General features: G+C 61.3%; 17 protein-coding genes. 9 read left to right on the top strand and 8 right to left on the bottom strand.

Features of this window, described 5'->3' with window-relative positions:
- The first annotated feature begins 102 nt into the window (after positions 1 to 102).
- From ALTER154_RS01020 to ALTER154_RS01000, 5 genes are all read left to right on the top strand, one after another.
- Entirely contained in the window at positions 103 to 1,542 is a 1,440-nt protein-coding gene (locus ALTER154_RS01020; protein ID WP_160084889.1) for a PLP-dependent aminotransferase family protein, read from the top strand.
- Positions 1,543 to 1,620: 78 nt separating this feature from the next.
- Complete coding sequence (locus tag ALTER154_RS01015) at positions 1,621 to 3,354, top strand: VWA domain-containing protein (protein ID WP_160084888.1); 1,734 nt, start codon at positions 1,621 to 1,623, stop codon at positions 3,352 to 3,354.
- Positions 3,351 to 3,932 carry an RNA polymerase sigma factor gene (locus tag ALTER154_RS01010; protein ID WP_160084887.1) on the top strand — a complete coding sequence of 194 codons (582 nt, stop codon included), beginning with the start codon at positions 3,351 to 3,353 and terminating at the stop codon, positions 3,930 to 3,932. The genes ALTER154_RS01015 and ALTER154_RS01010 overlap by 4 nt, the downstream gene beginning before the upstream one ends.
- The gene (locus ALTER154_RS01005; protein WP_160084886.1) at positions 3,929 to 4,705 is read left to right on the top strand and encodes a hypothetical protein; all 777 of its coding nucleotides are present in this window, start codon (positions 3,929 to 3,931) and stop codon (positions 4,703 to 4,705) included. Before ALTER154_RS01010 ends, ALTER154_RS01005 begins: the two co-directional genes overlap by 4 nt.
- A 151-nt stretch (positions 4,706 to 4,856) precedes the next feature.
- Positions 4,857 to 5,354 carry a hypothetical protein gene (locus ALTER154_RS01000; protein ID WP_160084885.1) on the top strand — a complete coding sequence of 166 codons (498 nt, stop codon included), beginning with the start codon at positions 4,857 to 4,859 and terminating at the stop codon, positions 5,352 to 5,354.
- 34 nt (positions 5,355 to 5,388) lie between these two features.
- Here ALTER154_RS01000 and ALTER154_RS00995 read toward each other — a convergent pair whose 3' ends face one another.
- Positions 5,389 to 7,215: a long-chain-acyl-CoA synthetase gene (locus ALTER154_RS00995; RefSeq protein WP_160084884.1), complete on the bottom strand. Its 1,827-nt coding sequence runs from the start codon at positions 7,213 to 7,215 to the stop codon at positions 5,389 to 5,391.
- A gap of 179 nt (positions 7,216 to 7,394) precedes the next feature.
- Between ALTER154_RS00995 and ALTER154_RS00990 the strand changes: the two genes are divergently transcribed.
- Positions 7,395 to 7,769 carry a VOC family protein gene (locus ALTER154_RS00990; RefSeq protein WP_160084883.1) on the top strand — a complete coding sequence of 125 codons (375 nt, stop codon included), beginning with the start codon at positions 7,395 to 7,397 and terminating at the stop codon, positions 7,767 to 7,769.
- Positions 7,770 to 7,873: 104 nt separating this feature from the next.
- Complete coding sequence (locus tag ALTER154_RS00985; protein WP_160084882.1) at positions 7,874 to 8,656, top strand: ABC transporter substrate-binding protein; 783 nt, start codon at positions 7,874 to 7,876, stop codon at positions 8,654 to 8,656.
- Positions 8,657 to 8,661: 5 nt separating this feature from the next.
- Here ALTER154_RS00985 and ALTER154_RS00980 read toward each other — a convergent pair whose 3' ends face one another.
- The 7 genes from ALTER154_RS00980 to ALTER154_RS00950 all read right to left on the bottom strand — a co-directional run bounded on the left by ALTER154_RS00980 (position 8,662) and on the right by ALTER154_RS00950 (position 17,975).
- On the bottom strand, positions 8,662 to 9,480 hold the full coding sequence (locus ALTER154_RS00980) for an NAD(P)-dependent oxidoreductase (protein ID WP_160084881.1): 819 nt from the start codon (positions 9,478 to 9,480) through the stop codon (positions 8,662 to 8,664).
- Between the two features lie 35 nt (positions 9,481 to 9,515).
- Positions 9,516 to 11,504, bottom strand: coding sequence for an acetyl/propionyl/methylcrotonyl-CoA carboxylase subunit alpha (locus ALTER154_RS00975; protein WP_160084880.1), 1,989 nt, complete (start codon positions 11,502 to 11,504; stop codon positions 9,516 to 9,518).
- A gap of 55 nt (positions 11,505 to 11,559) precedes the next feature.
- Positions 11,560 to 12,357, bottom strand: coding sequence for an enoyl-CoA hydratase/isomerase family protein (locus ALTER154_RS00970; RefSeq protein WP_160084879.1), 798 nt, complete (start codon positions 12,355 to 12,357; stop codon positions 11,560 to 11,562).
- A gap of 149 nt (positions 12,358 to 12,506) precedes the next feature.
- Positions 12,507 to 13,664 carry a citronellyl-CoA dehydrogenase gene (gene atuD, locus ALTER154_RS00965; RefSeq protein WP_160084878.1) on the bottom strand — a complete coding sequence of 386 codons (1,158 nt, stop codon included), beginning with the start codon at positions 13,662 to 13,664 and terminating at the stop codon, positions 12,507 to 12,509.
- Positions 13,665 to 13,682: 18 nt separating this feature from the next.
- Positions 13,683 to 15,299: a geranyl-CoA carboxylase subunit beta gene (gene atuC / locus ALTER154_RS00960; protein ID WP_160084877.1), complete on the bottom strand. Its 1,617-nt coding sequence runs from the start codon at positions 15,297 to 15,299 to the stop codon at positions 13,683 to 13,685.
- Positions 15,300 to 15,303: 4 nt separating this feature from the next.
- Entirely contained in the window at positions 15,304 to 16,173 is an 870-nt protein-coding gene (locus ALTER154_RS00955; protein ID WP_160084876.1) for an SDR family oxidoreductase, read from the bottom strand.
- 2 nt (positions 16,174 to 16,175) lie between these two features.
- Positions 16,176 to 17,975 (bottom strand): acyclic terpene utilization AtuA family protein, encoded by a 1,800-nt coding sequence (locus tag ALTER154_RS00950; RefSeq protein ID WP_160084875.1) that lies wholly within the window; start codon positions 17,973 to 17,975, stop codon positions 16,176 to 16,178.
- A gap of 242 nt (positions 17,976 to 18,217) precedes the next feature.
- On the opposite strand from ALTER154_RS00950, the gene ALTER154_RS00945 reads away from it, so the two are divergent.
- Together ALTER154_RS00945 and ALTER154_RS00940 are read left to right on the top strand one after the other, a co-directional pair.
- The gene (locus tag ALTER154_RS00945; protein WP_160084874.1) at positions 18,218 to 18,841 is read left to right on the top strand and encodes a TetR/AcrR family transcriptional regulator; all 624 of its coding nucleotides are present in this window, start codon (positions 18,218 to 18,220) and stop codon (positions 18,839 to 18,841) included.
- Positions 18,842 to 18,949: 108 nt separating this feature from the next.
- Positions 18,950 to 19,735 (top strand): ABC transporter substrate-binding protein, encoded by a 786-nt coding sequence (locus ALTER154_RS00940; RefSeq protein WP_241693705.1) that lies wholly within the window; start codon positions 18,950 to 18,952, stop codon positions 19,733 to 19,735.
- Positions 19,736 to 19,789 lie beyond the last annotated feature (54 nt).

Here is a 19,789-nt window from a genome sequence, read left to right as displayed (position 1 = left end):
CTGGCAGATTGGCACTGTATCGCCCACAATTCTGTGAGCTGTACCGGTGCAATTATAAATGCCCGGTTTACTGTTACGGTTCAGTCAAGCAGGAACGCGGTCATGACCAATCTGTTGCTTTATCAGCGCATTGCCCAGCAGCTGGCGGAAGACATCCGCCGTGGCGTCTACCAGCCCGGTGAGCGTGTGCCTTCGGTGCGTAAGATGAGTGCGCAGCTCAGCGTCAGTCACGCGACTGTTCTGCAGGCTTACGCCAATCTGGAAGATCAGGGCCTGATTCGCGCCCGCCCGCAGTCAGGCTTCTATGTCCACCAGACCCCAGCCCTGACCGCGCCCACTCCCGATATTGCCCGCGTAGAGCGGCCTGGCTTGGTCACGCGCAGCAGCATCATCAACCAGGTGCTTACCGAATCTCGCCGCGAGGGTGTGTTTCCCCTCGGCGCAGCGGTGCCGCATGTGGATTACCTGCCGGTGCGCGCGTTGCACCAGCAACTCGCTAAGGTCACCCGTTTTCACAGTGCACGGGCCTTCAGCTATATGTTCAGCCCGGGTTTTGAGCCGCTGCGGCGCCAGGTGGCGATTCGCATGCGCGATGCCGGCGTGGTGGTTGACCCGACTGAAGTTGTGATTACTCACGGCTGCGTGGATGCCCTGCAGATGAGCCTGCGCGTGCTGACCAAGCCGGGTGATCTGATCGCCGCCGAGTCGCCGACTTATTACGGCCTGCTGCAACTGGCTGACCTGCTCGGCCTGAAAGTCATCGAGATTCCCAGCGACCCGACCACCGGCATCAGCCTGGAAGCCCTGCAACTGGCTGCCAACCAATGGCCGATCAAAGCGCTGGTACTGACTGCGCGGCTGAGCAATCCGCTGGGCGGTACCATTCCCGAAGAGCGTCAGCGCCAGCTGCTGCGTCTGGCCGGTGATTACGATATCCAGATCATCGAAGACGATATCTATGGCGAGCTGATGTTCGAGCAGGGCCCGACCAAGGCGCTCAAATCCCATGATCGCGAAGGGCGGGTGGTGTATTGCTCGAGCTTCTCCAAGACCCTCTCACCCGGTGTACGCATCGGCTGGATTGTCGCCGGCAAGTATCAGGATGAAATCCAGCGCCTGCAGACCTTCAGCACCCACTCAGCGTGCAGCGTGACGCAGATGGCGGTAGCGGCGTATCTGGAGAACGGCGGTTACGACCGTCACCTTCGATTTATCCGTCAGGAATACCGCAAAAACCTCAGCGCCTTCCAGCTGGCGGTGCAGCAATACTTCCCCGAAGGCACACAGATGAGTCGGCCCAAGGGCGGCTTTATTCTGTGGGTCAGCTTGCCAGCGCGGGTCAATACCAAGGACCTGCACGTACGCGCCCTGCAGCAGGGCATCAGCATTGCGCCGGGGTTGATCTTCAGTAATACCGAGCAGTTCAACCACTGCATCCGGCTGAACTGCGGCATCCCGTGGAACCGCGAAGCCGAGCGTGCCCTGATGACCTTGGGCATGCTGGCCGGGCAGCTGTGTCAGGAAGGCGCTGCGAGTTTTTAACAGCGGCTTAACCCGATTTAGCCAAGGGCTGCGTCTACCTGAGCGAATGGTTTATTTGATCGCTCAGGAGATGCCCCCATGTCTGCTTACCCCGTATTGCTTACCCGTCCTCTGCTTGCCGGTTTTGCCGCAGGCGTATTGATCAGCCTTGGTGCGTGCAGCGCCGCCAATCCCGAAGCGCCGGCCGCAGAGGCTGGCAGCCCGAAGCTGAGCGATCAGGTCCATAAGCGTGAACGCGCTGAGCTGCATGAACAGCTGGCCGCGGCACCCGCTGAACTGCAACGCAAAAGCCAGGTGATGCCCAGTGTGGCCTATGCGCCGATGCCGATGTCTGTGCAGGCCGATGCCTTGCCGCCGGGCTACCGTGATGAGAACCGCGAGCAGTATCAGAAACTGGCCGACAACCCGGTGCATGCCGTGGCCGAGACGCCGGTGTCGACCTTTAGCATTGATGTGGATACCGGCAGCTATGCCAATGTGCGGCGCTTCCTCAATGGCGGGCAATTGCCACCGCAGGATGCGGTGCGTCTGGAGGAGCTGGTCAACTACTTCCCCTATGCCTATCCGCTGCCCAAGGGCGATGTACCGTTTGGCGTGCACACTGAGCTCGCGGCCACGCCGTGGAACCCGGAGAGCCGCCTGCTGCGTATCGCCATCAAGGCTTCGGATCTGCGGGTAGACGAGCTGCCGCCGGCCAATCTGGTGTTTCTGGTGGATGTCTCCGGCTCTATGGATCGCCGCGATGGCCTGCCCATGGTGCAAAGCACCTTGAAGCTGCTGGTCGAGCAGCTGCGCGCCCAGGACAAAGTGTCGCTGGTGGTTTACGCCGGCTCATCCAGCGTGGTGCTGCAGCCAACATCCGGCAGTGATAAAGCCAAGATCCGCGCGGCTATCGACCAGCTTACGGCGGGCGGTTCAACGGCGGGCGAGTCGGGCATTCAGCTGGCCTACCAGCAGGCGCAGCAGGGCTTTATCGACGGCGGCATCAACCGCATCCTGCTGGCTACCGATGGCGACTTCAATGTCGGCATCAGCGATTTCGAAACGCTCAAGCAACTGGCCGCCGACAAGCGCAAAACCGGCGTCTCCCTGACCACCCTGGGCTTTGGTACCGATAATTACAACGAGCAGTTGATGGAGCAACTGGCCGACGCTGGCGACGGTAACTACGCCTATATCGACAACCTGCGCGAGGCGCGGAAGGTGCTGGTTGATCAGCTCAGCTCGACCCTGGCGACGGTGGCCCGCGATGTGAAGATCCAGGTCGAGTTCAACCCGGCTGAGGTCAGCGAGTACCGTCTGCTGGGCTACGAGAACCGCGCGCTGAAGCGTGAGGACTTCAGTAACGACAAAGTCGATGCCGGTGAAATCGGCGCGGGCCACACGGTAACCGCGCTGTATGAAGTGGTGCCGGTGGGCGGAAAGGGCTGGCTGGAACCGCTGCGCTATCAGCAAGCGGCCAAGGCGGACAGCCCGGCGGGCGAACTGGCCTGGCTACGCATTCGCTACAAGACGCCAGGGCAGGACGTCAGCAAACTGTTGGAGCAACCGATTCAGGCCTCTGATGTACGTGCCGTCAGCCAGGCCAGTGAAGACCTGCGCTTTGCCGCCGCTGTGGCCGCCTTTGCTCAGCAGCTCAAGGGCGATACCTACACCGGGCGCTTCAGCCTGGCCGACAGCGCCGAGCTGGCGCGTAACGCCAAAGGCGATGACCGCTTCGGTCTGCGCGGCGAGTTCGTACAACTGGTGGAACTGGCGCAGAGCCTGCAAACTGCGTCGAATCTTTCCACGACCGCACGAGTACAGCAGTGAATCGACCCCTCACGGATGACGACGCCGCCTTGTTGCGGCGTTACCGCCGCGGTGATGCGGCGGCTTTTGCCGAGTTGTATGAGCGTCACCGGCTCGGCCTGTTTCGCTTTCTATTGGGCTTGTGCGGCGACCACGCCCTGGCCGAAGAGGTGTTTCAGGATACCTGGATGAGCTTGATCCGCAGCCAGAGCGAACAGCGCGATAGCGTGCTGTTCAAGACCTGGCTGTACCAGATCGGCCGCAACCGGTTGATCGACACCTGGCGCAAGCACGGTCGTCACCAGGCGGGGCATGCTGAGTACGATGAACAGCAGCATGCCCCGCACGACCCGCAGCCGGGACCTGAGCAACAGCTCAGCCTGAGCCGCGATCAGCAGCGTTTAGAGGCCGCGCTGGCGGATTTACCGGCAGAGCAGCGCGAAGTGTTTCTGCTGCGCGCCCACGGTGATCTGGAACTGACCGAGATTGCCGAGCTGACCCAGATACCTACAGAAACGGTGAAAAGCCGTTTGCGCTATGCCCTGCAGAAGTTACGTCGGCTGCTGGCTGACCCGGCCGCCGAGGAGTTGCCCGTATGAACCACGATCAACACATACCCGATGAGCAGGAACGGCAAATGCTGGAGCATTTCCGCCAGCACAGCGGCGGCGAGCCCAGTGCGCAGCTGGATGCGCAGATTCTCGCGGCCGCCAGTGCAGCAGCGCGCAGCGCGGCCACAGCTGAAGCCAAGCCTGGCCTGAGCGCACGCCTGCACAGCTGGCTGTTCGGCGCAGGTGGTCGGCAGCGCTGGTCTGTGGCACTAGCTGGAGTCGCTTGCCTGGGGATTGGCGTGAGCCTGACCTGGCGCACCTTCGAGCAGGCTCCGGATGCCTTTGATGCCGTGCCCAGCGGCGCGCCGATGGCGCCGGCTGCGGCGAGGATGGCCCCGCAGTCTGCGCCGATACCCGCGCCGCTGGCGGAATCCGCTGTGGTGGCTGATGAGGCTGAACGCTCGCGTGCGGCGCAGCCTGCTCCGGTGATCCAAGGCTACAGTGCTGATGCCGCCCAGGCCGAGAAAAAGCTTTCGGCCGATGCCTCTAATCAGCTGTTGCACGAAGAGTCCGCAGCCGATGCGTTGCATGAGCAACTGCCACAAGCAGCCCGTGCGCCTGCTGTATCAGCCCCCGAAAAAGCGGCAGACGCAGCTGGCAGTCAGGCCGAACAGCAACTGCGCAGCGAGTTGCAACGCTTACTCAAATTGCGCCGTGATGGTTGGACGGACGAGGCCGATGCCTTGCTGTTACAGCTAATGCGTGAGCACCCTGAGCTGGATATCGACGCGCAATTGCAGCAACTGCAATCGGCTGAATAAGGCTGAATAGGTCAGTCGCTGGCGGCCATCGACACCGGTGGCCGTCGGCTGACTCTTAGCGCGCTGTTACCTGCCGTACGTATTGCGCGCTTGCCAGCGTGGGGGGGAGGGGCCAGCATAGCGACTTGTGTCACTGCCTTTGTACCTGCCCATGTTGCCTATTCGAAGCCTCGCGCTGCTGCTGACAATGCTGTCACTGGTGGCCTGCGAGCAAAGTACCAACCCTCCTGCAAAGCCCAAGGTTGAAACCACCAAGGCGCAACCCGCGCAAACCGTGGTTCCCAGCAAAGCGGACAAGGCTGAGCCGGCGCCTGTTGTGAGCAAGCCTGCACAGCACAAGGCTGTTGAAGCCAAACCTGCGGCAGCGGCACCTACCAAGCCGAAACCTGCTGTGGTTGCAAGCAAGCCCGAGCCCGCTGAAGCGAAAGCGCCGTTGGATCTGAAACTGCGTACTGATGTGTTTGATCCCCTGCAGCCAGTTGCACCGCTCAGCGACCTGTCGATCCCGTTATTGCCGCCTATGTTTGGCGACAAGGATAAGACTGAGGAGCCCTTTCAACTCAATGGCAAGCTGATCACTAACGAGCGCGATGACGATTACTGGCAATCGGTGGAAGGCGCGCAGTTGCAGTTCGAGTTCAAGCAGTAGCAGGCAGCGTTGATAGCCCGCCTGCTACCGTCAATCAGAAGCGATAGGCTTGCTCGCCAATGTCGGCGAACAGCGTCTGATCCAGTGGGGTAAAGCGCTGCTCGCCCGGCAGCCGCACCCACAGCGGCTCCTGTACGGCTGCGGGGTTGTAGGCGGCCTGCTTGAGATCGGTCTTCTTGTATTTGAAGGTGCCGGTGGTTTCCACCTCGCCCAGCTGGCGGATAAACAGCGGCGCGGCATACACCGGTAATTCTGCATCCAGGTACGCGGCAAGGGCGGCGCTATCCAGTTGCTGGCCTTCACTCAGACGCAGCGCGGCCATGCCACAGCGGCCGTTGGTGCCGGGAATTTCCACGCCATACACCACTGCATCTTCCACGCCGGGGAAGGCCCCGAGTACGTTCTCCACTTCGGTGGTCGAGACGTTTTCACCTTTCCAGCGGAAGGTGTCGCCGAGGCGGTCGACGAATTGCGCGTGCTTGCAGCCGATGTCGCGCATCAGGTCGCCGGTGTTAAACCAGGCATCGCCCTTCTTGAACACGTTGCGCAGGATCGCCGCTTCGCTCTTGGCCGGGTCGGTGTAGCCGTCGAACGGCCACTTGGCGCTGATCTCGCTGATCAGCAAACCCGGCTCGCCCTTGTCGGCCTTCTGCAGAAAGCCCTTGGCGTTGCGGATGGCGCAATCGTTCTCCAGGTCGTAGCGCACGATGGCGTAGGTGGCGGGGGAGAAGCCTACGGTGTTGTCGAAGTTGAATACGTTGGTAAAGCCGATATTGCCTTCGCTGGAGGCATAGAACTCGGTGATCTGCTCAACCCCGAAGCGCGCCTTGAACTCGGCCCAGATCGAGGGCCGCAGGCCGTTGCCGATCATGCAGCGCAGGCTGTTGTGCTTCTCCGCAGCGCACTCGGGCTGGTTGAGCAGGTAGCGACACAGTTCGCCGATATAGCCGAAGCATGTGGCTTGATAGCGCTGCACATCTGGCCAGAAGGCGCTGGCGGAGAACCTGCGGCGCAGGGCGATGGCCGCACCACCGGCCAGCGCGGCGCTCCAGCACACGGTCACGGCGTTATTGTGGTAGCAGGGTAGGGTCAGGTAGAGCACGTCCTGGTTGTTCAGGGTCAGGCCGGAGTGGCCGAAGCCGCCGTAAGCCTTGATCCACTTGCCGTGGCTCATGATCGAGGCTTTGGGCAGGCCGGTGGTGCCAGAGGTGTAAATCAGGAAGCAAGGGTCCTTCATCTGCACCTTGGCGCTGTCGGGCAGGTTATCGCTGGCCTGGCTGCGCGCCAGCTGCATCAAATTGGTCCAGCCGTCGGGGGCCTGGCCGGCGTCCTGTAGGCAGTCCCGATCAGCCACCCAGTAACGCGGTGTTTGCGGGTTGTCGAGTTGCTCGGCAACCTCTCTGAAGGCGACGAGCAGTTCTTCGCCGATCAGCACAAAACCTGGCTTGACCAGATTTAGGCTGTGCGCCAGCACCCTGCCGCGCTGGGTGGTGTTGACCAGCGCGCCCACCGCGCCGAGTTTGCTCAGCGCGGCAAGAGTAGCCAGCAGCTCCAGGCGGTTTTCCAGCATCACCGCCACCACACTGCCATGACGAACGCCTTCAGCCTTGAATGCCCAGGCCAGGCGATTGGCCCAGGCGTTGAACTGGGCATAACTGAGGCTGCGCGACTCATCCAACAGCGCCGGGCGCTCGGGGTATTGCTGCGCTGCCCGTTCCAGTGCCCAGGCCAGGGAGAGGTTCTTCTCGCGGTTGCGAATACCTGCGTAATACAGGCCGCGCAACATACGCGGCACTCGCGTTAGGTGCTGCGGTAGGCGGGTTAGGAAACGCAGCGGGGAAATCAGATCGGTCTGGCTCATGGCTCTCGCGCTTATGGTTGTTCTGCGGGGGCGAAGTGCCACTCTAGCCATCGTCCGATAGCGCTGCCATGGCTGTGGCGCATGCCGGACAAGGCAGCTCGGCAAATAACCACACAGGCCGTTGCCGAGCCATTCTGGGTGTGGCATTACAGGGAATGCTTAATGCTGAGGAGCCGGCGATGAACCTGAATCAAGTCACTGTTACGGTCACCGATGTGCCACGCGCGATCCGCTTTTACCAGCAACTGGGGTTGCAGCTGATTGTCGAGAGCCTGCCGGACTATGCGCGGTTCTGTTGCCCGGATGGCCAGGCCAGCTTTTCCCTGAGTCGGGTCGAAAAGGTGCCGGCCAGCCAGACGCTGATTTACTTCGAATGCGCTGCACTGGATCAGACTGTCGCCCACCTGCAGACCCTTGGCATCGTGTTCAGCATGCTGCCGACCGACCAGCCCTGGCTATGGCGCGAGGCCTACCTGCAGGACCCAGATGGCAATCCGCTGTGTCTCTATCACGCCGGCGAAAATCGTCTGAATCCGCCCTGGCGGCTGAGCTGAAACGCCAGGTCGATGTTTTTGCAGGCCGGCAAGCCACTGAAGCTGGCCTACGGCTAGACTCTCTACAGCGTTCAGTTCAACAGGTTTTACCCTAAGGTTTGTGCATGAGAACAACTCGCCGTGTTTCAGCTTCAACGCCTGTGTTTATCCTCTTTGCGCTGATCCTGCTGGCCCCGTTGGCGAGTGCCGACAGCCTGCGCGTTGGCTACTTCGACCTGCCGCCGCATACGCCGTTGCCAGGGCAGGCCGATACTGAAGGGACGGCGATTGCCTACTTCGAGAAAATTGCCGAGCGTATGCAGCTTAAAGCGGTGAGTTATCAACGTTATCCACTGTCGCGGCTGTTACAGATGCTGCAGCGTGATCAGCTGGATATGGCACTGATCCTGGCCAAGACTCCGGAGCGTGAAGCGACGCTGGTCTACCCGGCACAGCCCTTTGTGGTGGTGCAACCGTTGCTGCTGGTGGCCCGTGAGCACCCTCTGCAGCGGGTTGACTCGGTCGAACAACTGCTGCCCCTGCGCTTAGGTGCCTGGCAAGACGGCTACCGCTCGCCCATGCTGCGTGACCCACGCTTGCAACTGCAAACCCTGAGCAGCAGCAACGTATTGAACCAGAGCCTGGAGATGCTCCAGGCCGGGCGCCTGGAAGCGTTCTACTACCCCGATGACTTGGCCGTGCGCTATCAGGTGCAACACCTGAGCATGCAAGACAGCATTCGCTTGCTGCCGTTGCCCAGGGAGCACATGCAGTTGTATTCGGCATTCTCCCGCGCCGCAGCTGGGCGCTACCTGCAACGCTATGAGCGAGCGCAGGCCGAGGTGGCTGCGCAGCAGGGGTATGCGGCGTTTTTTACTGAACACCTATTACCGCCTACTGCGCACTAGGGCGGCTAGTCGACAAACAGATCGTTCATCAGTTTGCCGGCGGGGTCATAGCGGTACTGCTCGAAGTCGCTCTGGCCCTGCTCACGCAGAATTTCCTCGTCGATCAGCAGGCGTCCGCTGATGCTGCGTTCGCTGCTGGACAGGATGGCATGGGCGGCATCTGCCATGATCGCCGGCAGGCGTGCGGCCTTCATCACCGCCGGGCCGCCGGCCTCGAACTCGATGGCGGCGGTGGCGATCACCGTCTTTGGCCACAGCGAGTTGACGCTGATGCCGTACTTTTTGAATTCCTCATGCATGCCTAAAGTCAGCATGCTCATGCCGTATTTGGTGGTGGTGTAAGGGCCGTAATTGGCGAACCACTTGGGATCGAGGTTAAGCGGCGGCGACAGGCTGAGAATATGACCCTTGCTCAGCTTCAAGTACGGCAGGGCCGCCTGGCTGCAGACCATCACTGCGCGGGTGTTGATCTGGAACATCAGGTCGAAGCGCTTGGGTTCGAGTTTCTCCACACCGACCAGCTTGATCGCGCCGGCGTTGTTGATAAGCGCGTCGATGCCGCCAAAGTTTTCGGCTGCCTGGGCCATGGCGGCTTTTACCGCGTTTTCGTCACGTACATCGACTTGCAGGGCTAGGGCCTTGCCGCCGACTTCCTCGACCTCGGCGGCCACCGAGTGGATGGTGCCGGGCAGCTTGGCGTGAGGCTCGGCGCTTTTCGCCGCAATCACGATATTGGCGCCCACGCGCGCAGCGCGCAGCGCGATTTCACGGCCGATGCCGCGGCTGGCGCCGGTGATAAACAGGGTTTTGCCTTGCAGTGACATATGGCGTCTCCAATTTTATTTTTATGTAGGGTGGATCAGGCCTCTGCGGCTTCGATTTCTACCAGCAATTGGCGGTTCTTCACCTGATCGCCACGGCTGACGCCAATCCGCCGTACCACACCGTCGATGCTGGCTTTGAGCGGGTGTTCCATCTTCATCGCTTCCAGCACCACCAGCAGTTGGCCTTTGCTGACGCTGGCGCCTTCTTCCACCAGCACCTCGACAATCGCACCGTCCATCGGCGCCTTGACGCTGCCCGAACCGGCGCCGGCAGCGCTGCTGACTGGCAAATGGGTGATATCAGTTAGCTGCAGATTGCCGTTATGGCCGTACAGCCAGAGGTGTTCGCCGGCCAGGTGATAGGCCAGGCGCTGACGAATGCCATCCAGCTCCAGGGTGGCCCAGCGGCCGTCGCTGGCCAGCAGTGTGAGGCTGACCTGCTGTTCGCCAATCGTGGCCAGCAGGCTGGGCTGTGGGCCGTCGCCCAGCACTTGCAGCTCCACGGCAAATGGCTGTTCGCCCAGCTTGAGCAGAAAGCGCCAGGGCGCGCTGCCAGCATTGCGCCAGCCGGAGAGGCCTGGTTGGTGCGCACGGGCATTGGCCGATTGCTGGAACAGCAAGGCAGCGGCGGCGGCCAGTTCGCTGGCTTTTGGCGGCTGCGGGCTTAGGCTTGGGTCGCTGGCGAAATGCTCGGCGATAAACGCGGTGGTGGCATTGCCGGCGGCAAACTCAGGGTGGCTGAGCAGGTTGGCGAGAAAGCGCTGGTTGCCGTTGACGCCGAGCAGCACGCAATCCTCAACCGCACGCACCAGCTTGCGCCGCGCTTCTTCGCGGGTGGCGCCGTAGGCGATGACCTTGGCCAGCATCGGGTCGTAGAACGGCGTGATCGCTTGGCCTTCGACCAGGCCGTGGTCGATGCGAATGCCCTCGCGCAGCGCCGGCTCCCAGCGCAGGGCGGTGCCGGTTTGCGGCAGGAAATTCTGCGTGGCGTCTTCGGCGTACAGGCGCACTTCCATGGCGTGGCCGGTAAGGCGAATATCGTCTTGCTTAAGCGGTAGCGGCTGGCCTTCGGCGACGCGAATCTGCCAGGCGACCAGGTCCTGGCCGGTGATCAGTTCGGTGACCGGATGCTCCACCTGTAGACGGGTGTTCATTTCCAGAAAGAAGAATTCGCCGCTTTGATCGAGCAGGAACTCCACTGTGCCGGCGCCGACATAGTTGACCGAGGCAGCGGCCTTGACAGCCGCTTCGCCCATGGCCTGGCGCAGCTCGGGTGTCATCACCGGGCAGGGCGCTTCCTCGACCACCTTCTGGTGGCGACGCTGCACCGAGCAGTCGCGTTCGCCGAGATACACGATATTGCCGTGCTGATCGCCAAACACCTGGATTTCCACATGGCGTGGCTGGATCACCGCACGTTCGAGAATCAGCTCGCCGGAGCCGAAGGCATTCTGCGCCTCCGAGCGGGCGGTGCGGATCTGCGCCAGCAGCTCGCTGGATTCGTGTACCAGACGCATGCCACGGCCACCGCCGCCGGCACTGGCCTTGATCATCAGCGGGTAGCCAATACGCGCCGCCTCGCGGCTCAGGGTGTCGTCGTCCTGGGAGGCGCCTTCATAGCCGGGAATGCACGGCACGCCGGCTTCGAGCATGGCAATTTTCGACAGACGCTTGCTGCCCATCAGGTGAATCGCTTCCACGGTCGGGCCGATAAATACGATGCCAGCGGCCTCACAGGCGCGGGCGAAGTCGGCGTTCTCCGAGAGAAAGCCGTAGCCAGGGTGGATCGCGTCGGCCCCGGTTTTCTGCGCCGCGTCGATGATATTGGCGATCAGCAGATAGGACTGGTTGACCTGGGCCGGGCCGATGCACACAGCTTCATCGGCTTGCTGCACATGGCGTGCGCCGGCGTCGGCTTCCGAGTAGACGGCCACGGTGCGGTAACCGAGGTCTTGGGCGGTACGCATCACCCGGCAGGCGATTTCCCCGCGGTTGGCGATCAGGATTTTGTTAAAGGCGGGCATCTGTGTGCTCCTGCTGGGGTCGTAAACCTGGCGATTAGGTCATGTTGTAGGGGGCTTATTCAGCAGCCCACTTCGGTGCACGTTTTTGCATAAAGGCCATGGTGCCCTCGATGCCTTCGCCGCCGGTTACCGCTGCGGCAAACTGCTCGGCGGCGCGGTCCAGCAGTGGTCCGAGGGCTTCGTGTTCGGCGGCCAGTAGCAGGGCTTTGGTCTGGGCATTGGCCTGGGGGGCGCATTGGCGTACTTGGCTGAGTACCTGGTGTAAACGGGCGTCGACGGCTTCGCTATCGGCTTCGCTGAAATGCACCAGGCCCAGGCGTTCGGCTTCGCTGCCATTGAAGCGGGCGGCGGTTAGTGCCAGGCGGCGGGTCTGGGTCAGGCCGATACGCTTGACCACGAAAGGGGCTATTTGCGCTGGCAAAATGCCCAAGGTGGTTTCCGGCAGGCCGAACTTGGCGTCCTGCTGGCAGATGGCGATATCCGACACACAGGCCAGGCCAAAGCCGCCACCAAGCACTGCGCCTTCCAGCACGGCAATCAGCACCTGGGGGGTGTTCTGTGCTTCTTCCAGCAGGCTGCCGAAGGCGCGATTAAGGCTGCGGTAGGCATCGCCACCGGCCGCTCGGGCACCGGCCATATCCTTGATATCGCCACCGGCGCAGAAGTGCCCACCGGCACCGCGCAGGACAATCACGCGCACGCTCAGATCATTGCGCAGGCTTTCCAGCACCGCGCGCAATTCGCTGACCATGGCCAGGCTCATGGCATTGCGGCTGTCCGGGCGATTAAGGGTGATGTGCAGCACGCCGGCGTCGAGGCTCAGCAGCAGGGTTTCGCAGTTCGGTAGAGACATTTCATCGTTCCGTTGAAGTAGGGCGGGTGCAACCCGCGTTGTCATCAGCGCGGGTTGCACCCTCCCTACGGATCAGTCTTCTTATGGCCTGCCATCCCTGGCGGCCACCCTTCGGGCCGTCGCTACGCGACGTTAAAAATAGCTCCCGGCTATTTTTTCTTGCCAGGCAGAATGCCCATCAGCTTGCAGATAATGCCCAGCATGATTTCGTCGGCACCGCCGCCGATGCTCACCAGGCGCACATCGCGGTAAGCGCGGGCCACCGGGTTTTCCCACATGTAGCCCATACCGCCCCAGTACTGCAGGCAGCTGTCGGTGACTTCACGGCCGAGGCGGCCGGCCTTGAGCTTGGCCATGGAGGCCAGGTTGGTCACGTCGCGGCCGCGCACGTATTGCTCAGTGGCCTGGTAGACCAGGGCGCGCAGGCATTCGATTTCGGTCTGCAACTCGGCCATGCGGAAGTGGATGACCTGGTTGTCGATCAGCGCATTGCCGAAAGTTTTGCGCTCTTTGCAGTAGTCGATGGTGGCGTTGATGCAGTGCTCCAGGCCTTTGATCATGTTGGCCGCGCCGAACAGGCGCTCTTCCTGGAACTGCAGCATCTGCATCATAAAACCGGCACCTTCGTGGCCGATGCGATTGCGCTGCGGCACGCGTACGTTGTCGAAGAACACCTGAGCGGTCTCCGAACTGCGCATGCCGAGTTTGTCCAGGTGCGGGCTGAGAGTGATGCCTGGGGTGTTCATCGGCACCATGATCAGCGATTTATTGACGTGCGGTTTGTCGTCGCTGGTATTGGCCAACAGGCAGATAAAGTCAGCGGACGGGGAGTTGGTGATCCACATCTTGCTGCCGTTGATCACGTAGTCGCTGCCGTCTTTCTTGGCCGTGGTTTTCAGCCCGGCCACATCCGAGCCGGCGCCGACTTCGGAAACGCCGATACAGCCGACCATCTCGCCGGTAATTGCCGGTTTGAGGAATTCTTCGCGCAGCTCATCGGAGCCGAAGCGCGCCAACGCCGGGGTACACATATCGGTCTGCACGCCGATGGACATCGGGATACCGCCGCAGATGATGGTGCCGAACTCTTCAGCCGCGACGATCGAGTAGCTGTAGTCGAGGCCCATGCCGCCGAATTTTTCCGGCTTGGAGATGCCCAGCAAGCCGAGGTCGCCGGCTTTCTTGAAAATTTCGTGGATCGGGAAGCGGCCGTCTTTTTCCCACTGCTCGACGTGCGGGTTGATTTCCTTGTCGACAAAGTTACGGACCGTGCGGCGCAGCTCTTCGTGTTCTTGGGTGAAGATCATTTTTTATTCTCCGAAGGGTTACAGGCGGGCTACGCCGAAAGTGGTGGTTTTAAGCGGGCGAACAGCGGCTTCGGCACAGATATCCAGCAGGTAGCCGAGCAGCTTGCGCGTATCGCGCGGGTCGATCAGGCCGTCGTCCCACAGGCTGGCAGTGCCATAGAGCGCGGTGGACTGACTGTCGAGTTTTTGCGCAGTGACTTGCTCGAGCATGTCGAGCATCTTCGGATCGGCTTCCTTGCCTTCCTTAGCGTGCTTGTCCTCAGTGACGATGCGCAGCACCTTGCCGGCTTGGGCGCCGCCCATCACCGCGGTTTTGCTGTTGGGCCAGGCGAAGATAAAGCGCGGGTCCAGGCCACGGCCGCACATGGCGTAGTTGCCGGCCCCGTAGGAACCGCCGACGACAATGGTCAGTTTCGGCACCGTGGCGTTGGCCACAGCCTGGATCATCTTCGAGCCGTGCTTGATCACCCCGAGTTGTTCCGACTCGGTGCCGACCATAAAACCGGTGGTGTTGTGGAAGAACAGGATCGGCGTATTGCTCTGCTCGCACAGCTGGATAAATTGTGCCGCCTTGGCCGCGCCTTGCGGGGTGATCGGGCCGTTGTTGCCGATAAAGCCGCAGGGCTGGCCTTCGATCTGCAAGTGGCCGCAGACCGTCTGGTTGTCGAACTCGTTCTTGAAGTCGAGAAACGCCGAACCGTCAGCAATGCGGGCGATGATCTCGCGTACGTCGTAGGGCTTTTTGGCGTCGGCCGGCACCAGGCCGAGCAGCTCTTCGACCGGATACAGCGGCTCGCTGAAGGCCTTGACTGGGCGCGCCGGCAGTTGGGCATTCCACGGCAGCATGGTGAGGATTTCGCGGGCGATGCGTACGCCGTCGGCGTCGTTTTCCGCCAGGTATTCGGCGGTGCCGGCGACCTGGGCGTGCATCTCGGCGCCACCCAGTTGCTCGTCGGTGGCGATCTCGCCGGTGGCGGCCTTTAGCAGCGGCGGGCCGGCTAGGAACATCTTGGCCTTGCCACGCACCACCACCACATAATCAGACAGCCCCGGCTGATAGGCCCCACCTGCGGTGCTGGAGCCGTGCACCACGGTGATTTGCGGCAACCCCATGGCCGACATGCGCGCCTGGTTGGCAAAGCCGCGCGCGCCTTCGACGAAGATATCCGCGGCGTAGTTGAGGTTGGCGCCGCCGCTTTCGGTCAGCGCCACCACCGGCAGTTTGTTCTCGAAGGCGATCTGCTGCAGGCGCAGGGTTTTCTTCAGGCCGGTGGGGGAGATGGTGCCGCCCTTGATTGCGCTGTTGCTGGCGGTGACCAGGCAGCGCACCCCGGCGATATAACCGATACCGGAAATAATCCCGCCACCGGCCTGGGTGCCGTCCTTGTCGTCATGCAACTTGTAGCCAGCCAGCGACGACAGTTCAAGAAAGGGCGCGCCGGGGTCGAGCAGCAGGTTAAGGCGCTCACGCGGCAGCAACTGGCCGCGCTTTTCAAATTTTGCTTTGGCCTCGGCAGCCTTGTTTAGGCAGTTCTGTTCGATCTGGCGAAAGCTGTCGACGGCAGCGAGCATGGCTTCGCGGTTCTTGGCGAAGTCCTCACCATGCACGTCAATCTCGGAATGGATTACCGGCATGGCGTTACTCCTCGCCCTTGAGTACGTCAGGCACGTAGGCCCGATGGAAGCCGTTATAAGTTTCGCTGTTCTTCGCCTTGCCCAGGGTCCAGGCGCGCGTGCCCTGGCTCGCTGCGCCGTCGATGCGGATGGTATTGCCGCTGATGAAATTGGCGCCTGGCGTGAGCAGGAAGACGATGGCGGCGGCCACTTCCGATTCGCTGCCAATGCGTTGCAGCGGCACGTGATCCTTGAGTGAGCGGATCATGTTCTTCATCGATTCGGGGTAGGTGTCCATGCCGCTGGAGGCGATCCAGCCCGGTGCTACGGCGTTGACCCGTACCCCGGCATGACCCCATTCGTAGGCAGCAGTCTTGGTGAAGTTCTCCATGCCGGCGCGCGCCGCACCGGAGTGGCCCATGCCGGGCATGCCGCCCCACATATCGGCGAGCATGTTGACGATGCTGCCGCCGTGTTTGCTCATGCTCTGCAGGAACACTTCCTTGGCGATCAGAAAACCGCCGACCAGGTTGGTGCGCACCACGGTTTCGAAGCCTTTCTGGTTGATGCCGATCAGTGGCGCGGGGAACTGGCCACCGGCGTTGTTGACCAGGTGATGGATCTGCCCGCGCTCGGCGACCACGGTTTTGACCATGGCCTTGACCGCTTCTTCATCACGGATATCGCATACCTGGAAACTGGCTTGGCCGCCATCTTCAATAATTTCGCCGCAGGTGGCTTCGAGCTTTTCCAGCTTGCGCCCGACCAGCACCACATGGGCACCGAGGTTCGCCAGTTCATGGGCAGTGCAACGGCCAATGCCGCTGCCGCCACCGGTGACCATGATGGTCTGGCCGCTAAAAAGGCCGGGTTTAAACACCGAGTCGTAGCTCATTGTTATTGTCCTTGTTCGAGGCTAGCGGCCAGCGCCTTGGGCACCGGTATCGGGAATTCCAGCAACTGTTGGGCGAAGGCCTTGCCTTGCGGGTCGATGCGCAGGGAGGCGACGCCACCGCCGCCCAGGGCGTTCTCCAGCAGGAAGTTCAGGCTATGGCTGCCGGGCAGATACCAGCGGCTAACCTTGCCGGTTTGCGCATCCAGCGCGTGCTGCATCCATTCGGCCACGGCACCCTCACTCAGCGCAGCGGCGATCCAGGCCAAGTACTCGGGCTTTCTGGCCATTACGCCAATATTGCTGTGATTGCCCTTGTCGCCGGAACGCGCCACAGCCAACTTGATCAGCGGTACGCAGGCGTCGGCCTGGCCGCTTGGTAGCGGGGCGGATATATCGGCGGCGATCTGTGCGCTATCCAGCACCGCGATCTGCGGCAGTGCGACAGGTGTGCGTTCGCCGTTCAGTTCCACTTCCATCGCGCAGGCGCCTTTGTCAGCGAGAAAGCTGAACAGGCGGATTACCGGGTAAACCGTAGGGCGACCACCGACTATGCCGGTCAGCCCCGGTGCCATGCCGGTGGCTGCCTGGGCGATCTCGCGAGAGAACAGAATCAGCGCTTCTTTCTTCGCATGGCGCAAGGCGATCTTGATCACGATCTCGCGGGTGTCGGTGCGCTGGCCACGCTGGCCGTAGGTGGCTTCGGAACCCAGCAGCTCGATGCTGACTTCCTTGTAAGGCCCCCAGCCGCGCTCGACGAACATTTCTTCGGTCTTGCTGATGATCGCCTGGCTGACGCGCTGGGCTTTTTTTACCGCATCGATACCAGCCATCAAGCAGCTGGCGGTACAGCGGAAACCGTCTGGGTGAGTGGCGCTGACCTTGTATTGATCAGTCGGCGGCAGGCCGCGCGCACCTTTTAGCTCCACACGGTTGTCGCCGACCTGGCTCAGTTGCACCTGGGTGAAATCGCAGAGCACATCGGGTAGGTAATAGGCCCGTGGGTCGCCGATTTCATAAAGCATTTGCTCGCCCACGGTAAAAGGCGTGACCAAGCCGCCGGAACCATCCGGCTTGGTCACGACAAAGCTGCCGTCGGCTGCCACTTCCACCACGGGGAAGCCGATATGTTCGTAGTCCGGCACGCTTTCCCAGTCGGTGAAGTTGCCGCCGGTACACTGCGCGCCGCATTCGATGATATGCCCGGCCAGCGCGGCCTGAGCCAGCTGGTCGTAGTCGCTCCAGTTCCAACCGAATTCATGCACCAGCGCGGCGCTGACCACGGCGCTGTCGACTACGCGACCGGTGATGACGATATCCGCACCCAGTTTCAAGGCTTCGACAATACCCGGGGCGCCGAGGTAGGCGTTGACCGAAACGCAGAAGGGCGGCAATGGCGCGCCACTGAACATCTCGACTGTGCCGGCCTTGGCCAGTTCACCGAGCTTGGGTTGCAGGTTGTCGCCATGCAGTACGGCAATCTTCAGGTTGACCCCGGCTTGCTCACAGACAGCGGCCAGGGCAGCCGCGCAGGCGCTCGGATTGACGCCGCCAGCGTTGCTGATCACGCGGATGTTCTTCGCGGCGATCTCGCCTAGCAGCGGTGTCAGCACTTCAACAAAGTCGCGGGCGTAGCCTTCATCCGGCTTCTTCATCCGCGCGCCAGCCATGATCGACATGGTCACTTCGGCCAGGTAGTCGAATACCAAGTAATCCAGTTCGGTGCCCTTTACCAGCTGGGCGGCGGCGGTGCTGGTGTCGCCCCAGAAGGCGGAAGCGCAGCCGATGCGTACGGTTTTAGTCATTGGAATAGGTCCGCAACACATGAATAAGGTGAATTGAAGGCTACCAAGCAAGCGCTTGGTTGAAAAGCCCCGCGGCGAATCTTTCTAACCGAAAGTGTGGCCAAGCGCTTGCTTGGGTGGCTGGTGCAGCATAAATTTCACTAATAACGACAAGCACTTGGGTAAACCAGCTGAGAACCAGCGTGCAATTGCAGGCTGGGCCGCTTGGCCCGAGGCATAAAGAGAGTTGGAGAGTACTTAGCGTGGATGATCAACAAGCGCAGGCGGTGATGCAGCAACTGGTGGCCAGCGGACAGATCACCGATCCGGGCAGTGCACGCGGCAAGCTGCTGCAAACCGCAGCACACCTGTTTCGCAGCAAGGGTTATGAACGCACCACGGTGCGTGATCTGGCCAGTGCCGTGGGCATTCAGTCCGGCAGCATCTTTCATCACTTCAAGAGTAAGGACGAGATCCTGCGTTCGGTGATGGAGGAGACCATCCGCTACAACACCGCGTTGATGCAGGCATCGCTGGCCGAAGCGACGGACCTGCGCGGCCGCGTGCTGGCGCTGATCCGCTGCGAGCTGCAATCAATCATGGGTGGCACCGGTGAGGCCATGGCGGTGCTGGTGTACGAATGGCGTTCGCTGTCGGAGCCCGGTCAGGCGTTTATTCTCGATTTGCGTGATACCTACGAGCAGCTCTGGCTGCAGGTGTTGGGCGAGGCGAAGGCGGCTGGTTACTTCAAAGCTGACCCGTTTATTCTGCGTCGCCTGCTGACGGGTGCGCTGAGTTGGACCACAACCTGGTTCCGTCCAGAAGGCCCCATGACTCTTGATCAACTGGCCGAAGAGGCCCTGTCGCTGGTACTAAAGGACGCTTGAGGAAATTCAGCTACGCTACATGGCCTATTGATAGTATTTTGGCGCCAATGGATTACTGGTGTCTTAGGTCACGGAAGAAGTCGCTGCGTTTTTTCTGAGGTTCGCTGTGTGGCCGCGTTGTTACGGTGGGTACTGCTCGGATTGATGTTTTCTGCGGTGTGCGCTGTGCAGGCCGCAGAAGATGTACGAGTGGGGGCCTACCATTTCCCTCCTTATGTGATTAAACCCGAAAGCGAGCGCCCTGGCGGGCTGCTGCCCGAATTGCTGCAGGCACTCAATCAGATGCAAAGCGACTACCGCTTCAGCCTGGTCGCGACCTCAGCCATGCGGCGTTATCGCGATCTGCAAAGTGGTCGTTTCGACCTGATGCTGTTCGAGTCCCCAGTTTGGGGCTGGCAGGATACCCCGCACACTGCGCTGGACCTGCGTGTCGAAGATGCCGAAGTCTATGTGGCACGTCGGCAGCCAGGTCGTGATGAGCATTATTTCGACGAGTTCGCGGGTAAACGGATGGCCCTGTACAGCGGCTATCACTATGGTTTTGCCGGGTTTAACTCGGACAAACAGTTTTTAACCCATGCATTCAACGCGGTGTTGACCTATTCCCACGACAGCAATCTGATCATGCTCCTGCGCGGTCGCGCCGATGTGGCCGTCGTGACACGTTCATACCTACGCTCGTATCAGCAGCACTACCCTGAGCAAAGCAGCGCGTTGCTGGTTTCCCAGCGAGTCGATCAGATATACCAGCACCAAGCACTCTTCCGTCCGGAGTCGACGATACAGCCACACACTTTTGCCCGGCTGCTTGAGCAACTCAATCATGATAAACAGCTGGATAAGTTGCTTAATCGCTACCATCTGCGTGACGCATCGGCACTTATAAATGACTGAAAACGCTCTGTTCGGTCAGATTTTCCTGGGGTAGGCTGCTGGTACTCAAAAAAA

This window comes from Pseudomonas sp. 9AZ (assembly GCF_902506525.1).
Lineage (GTDB): Bacteria > Pseudomonadota > Gammaproteobacteria > Pseudomonadales > Pseudomonadaceae > Aquipseudomonas > Aquipseudomonas peli.
The sequence above is the reverse complement of the archived record's forward strand: the minus strand, read 5'-3'. Positions and strand labels throughout refer to the sequence as shown.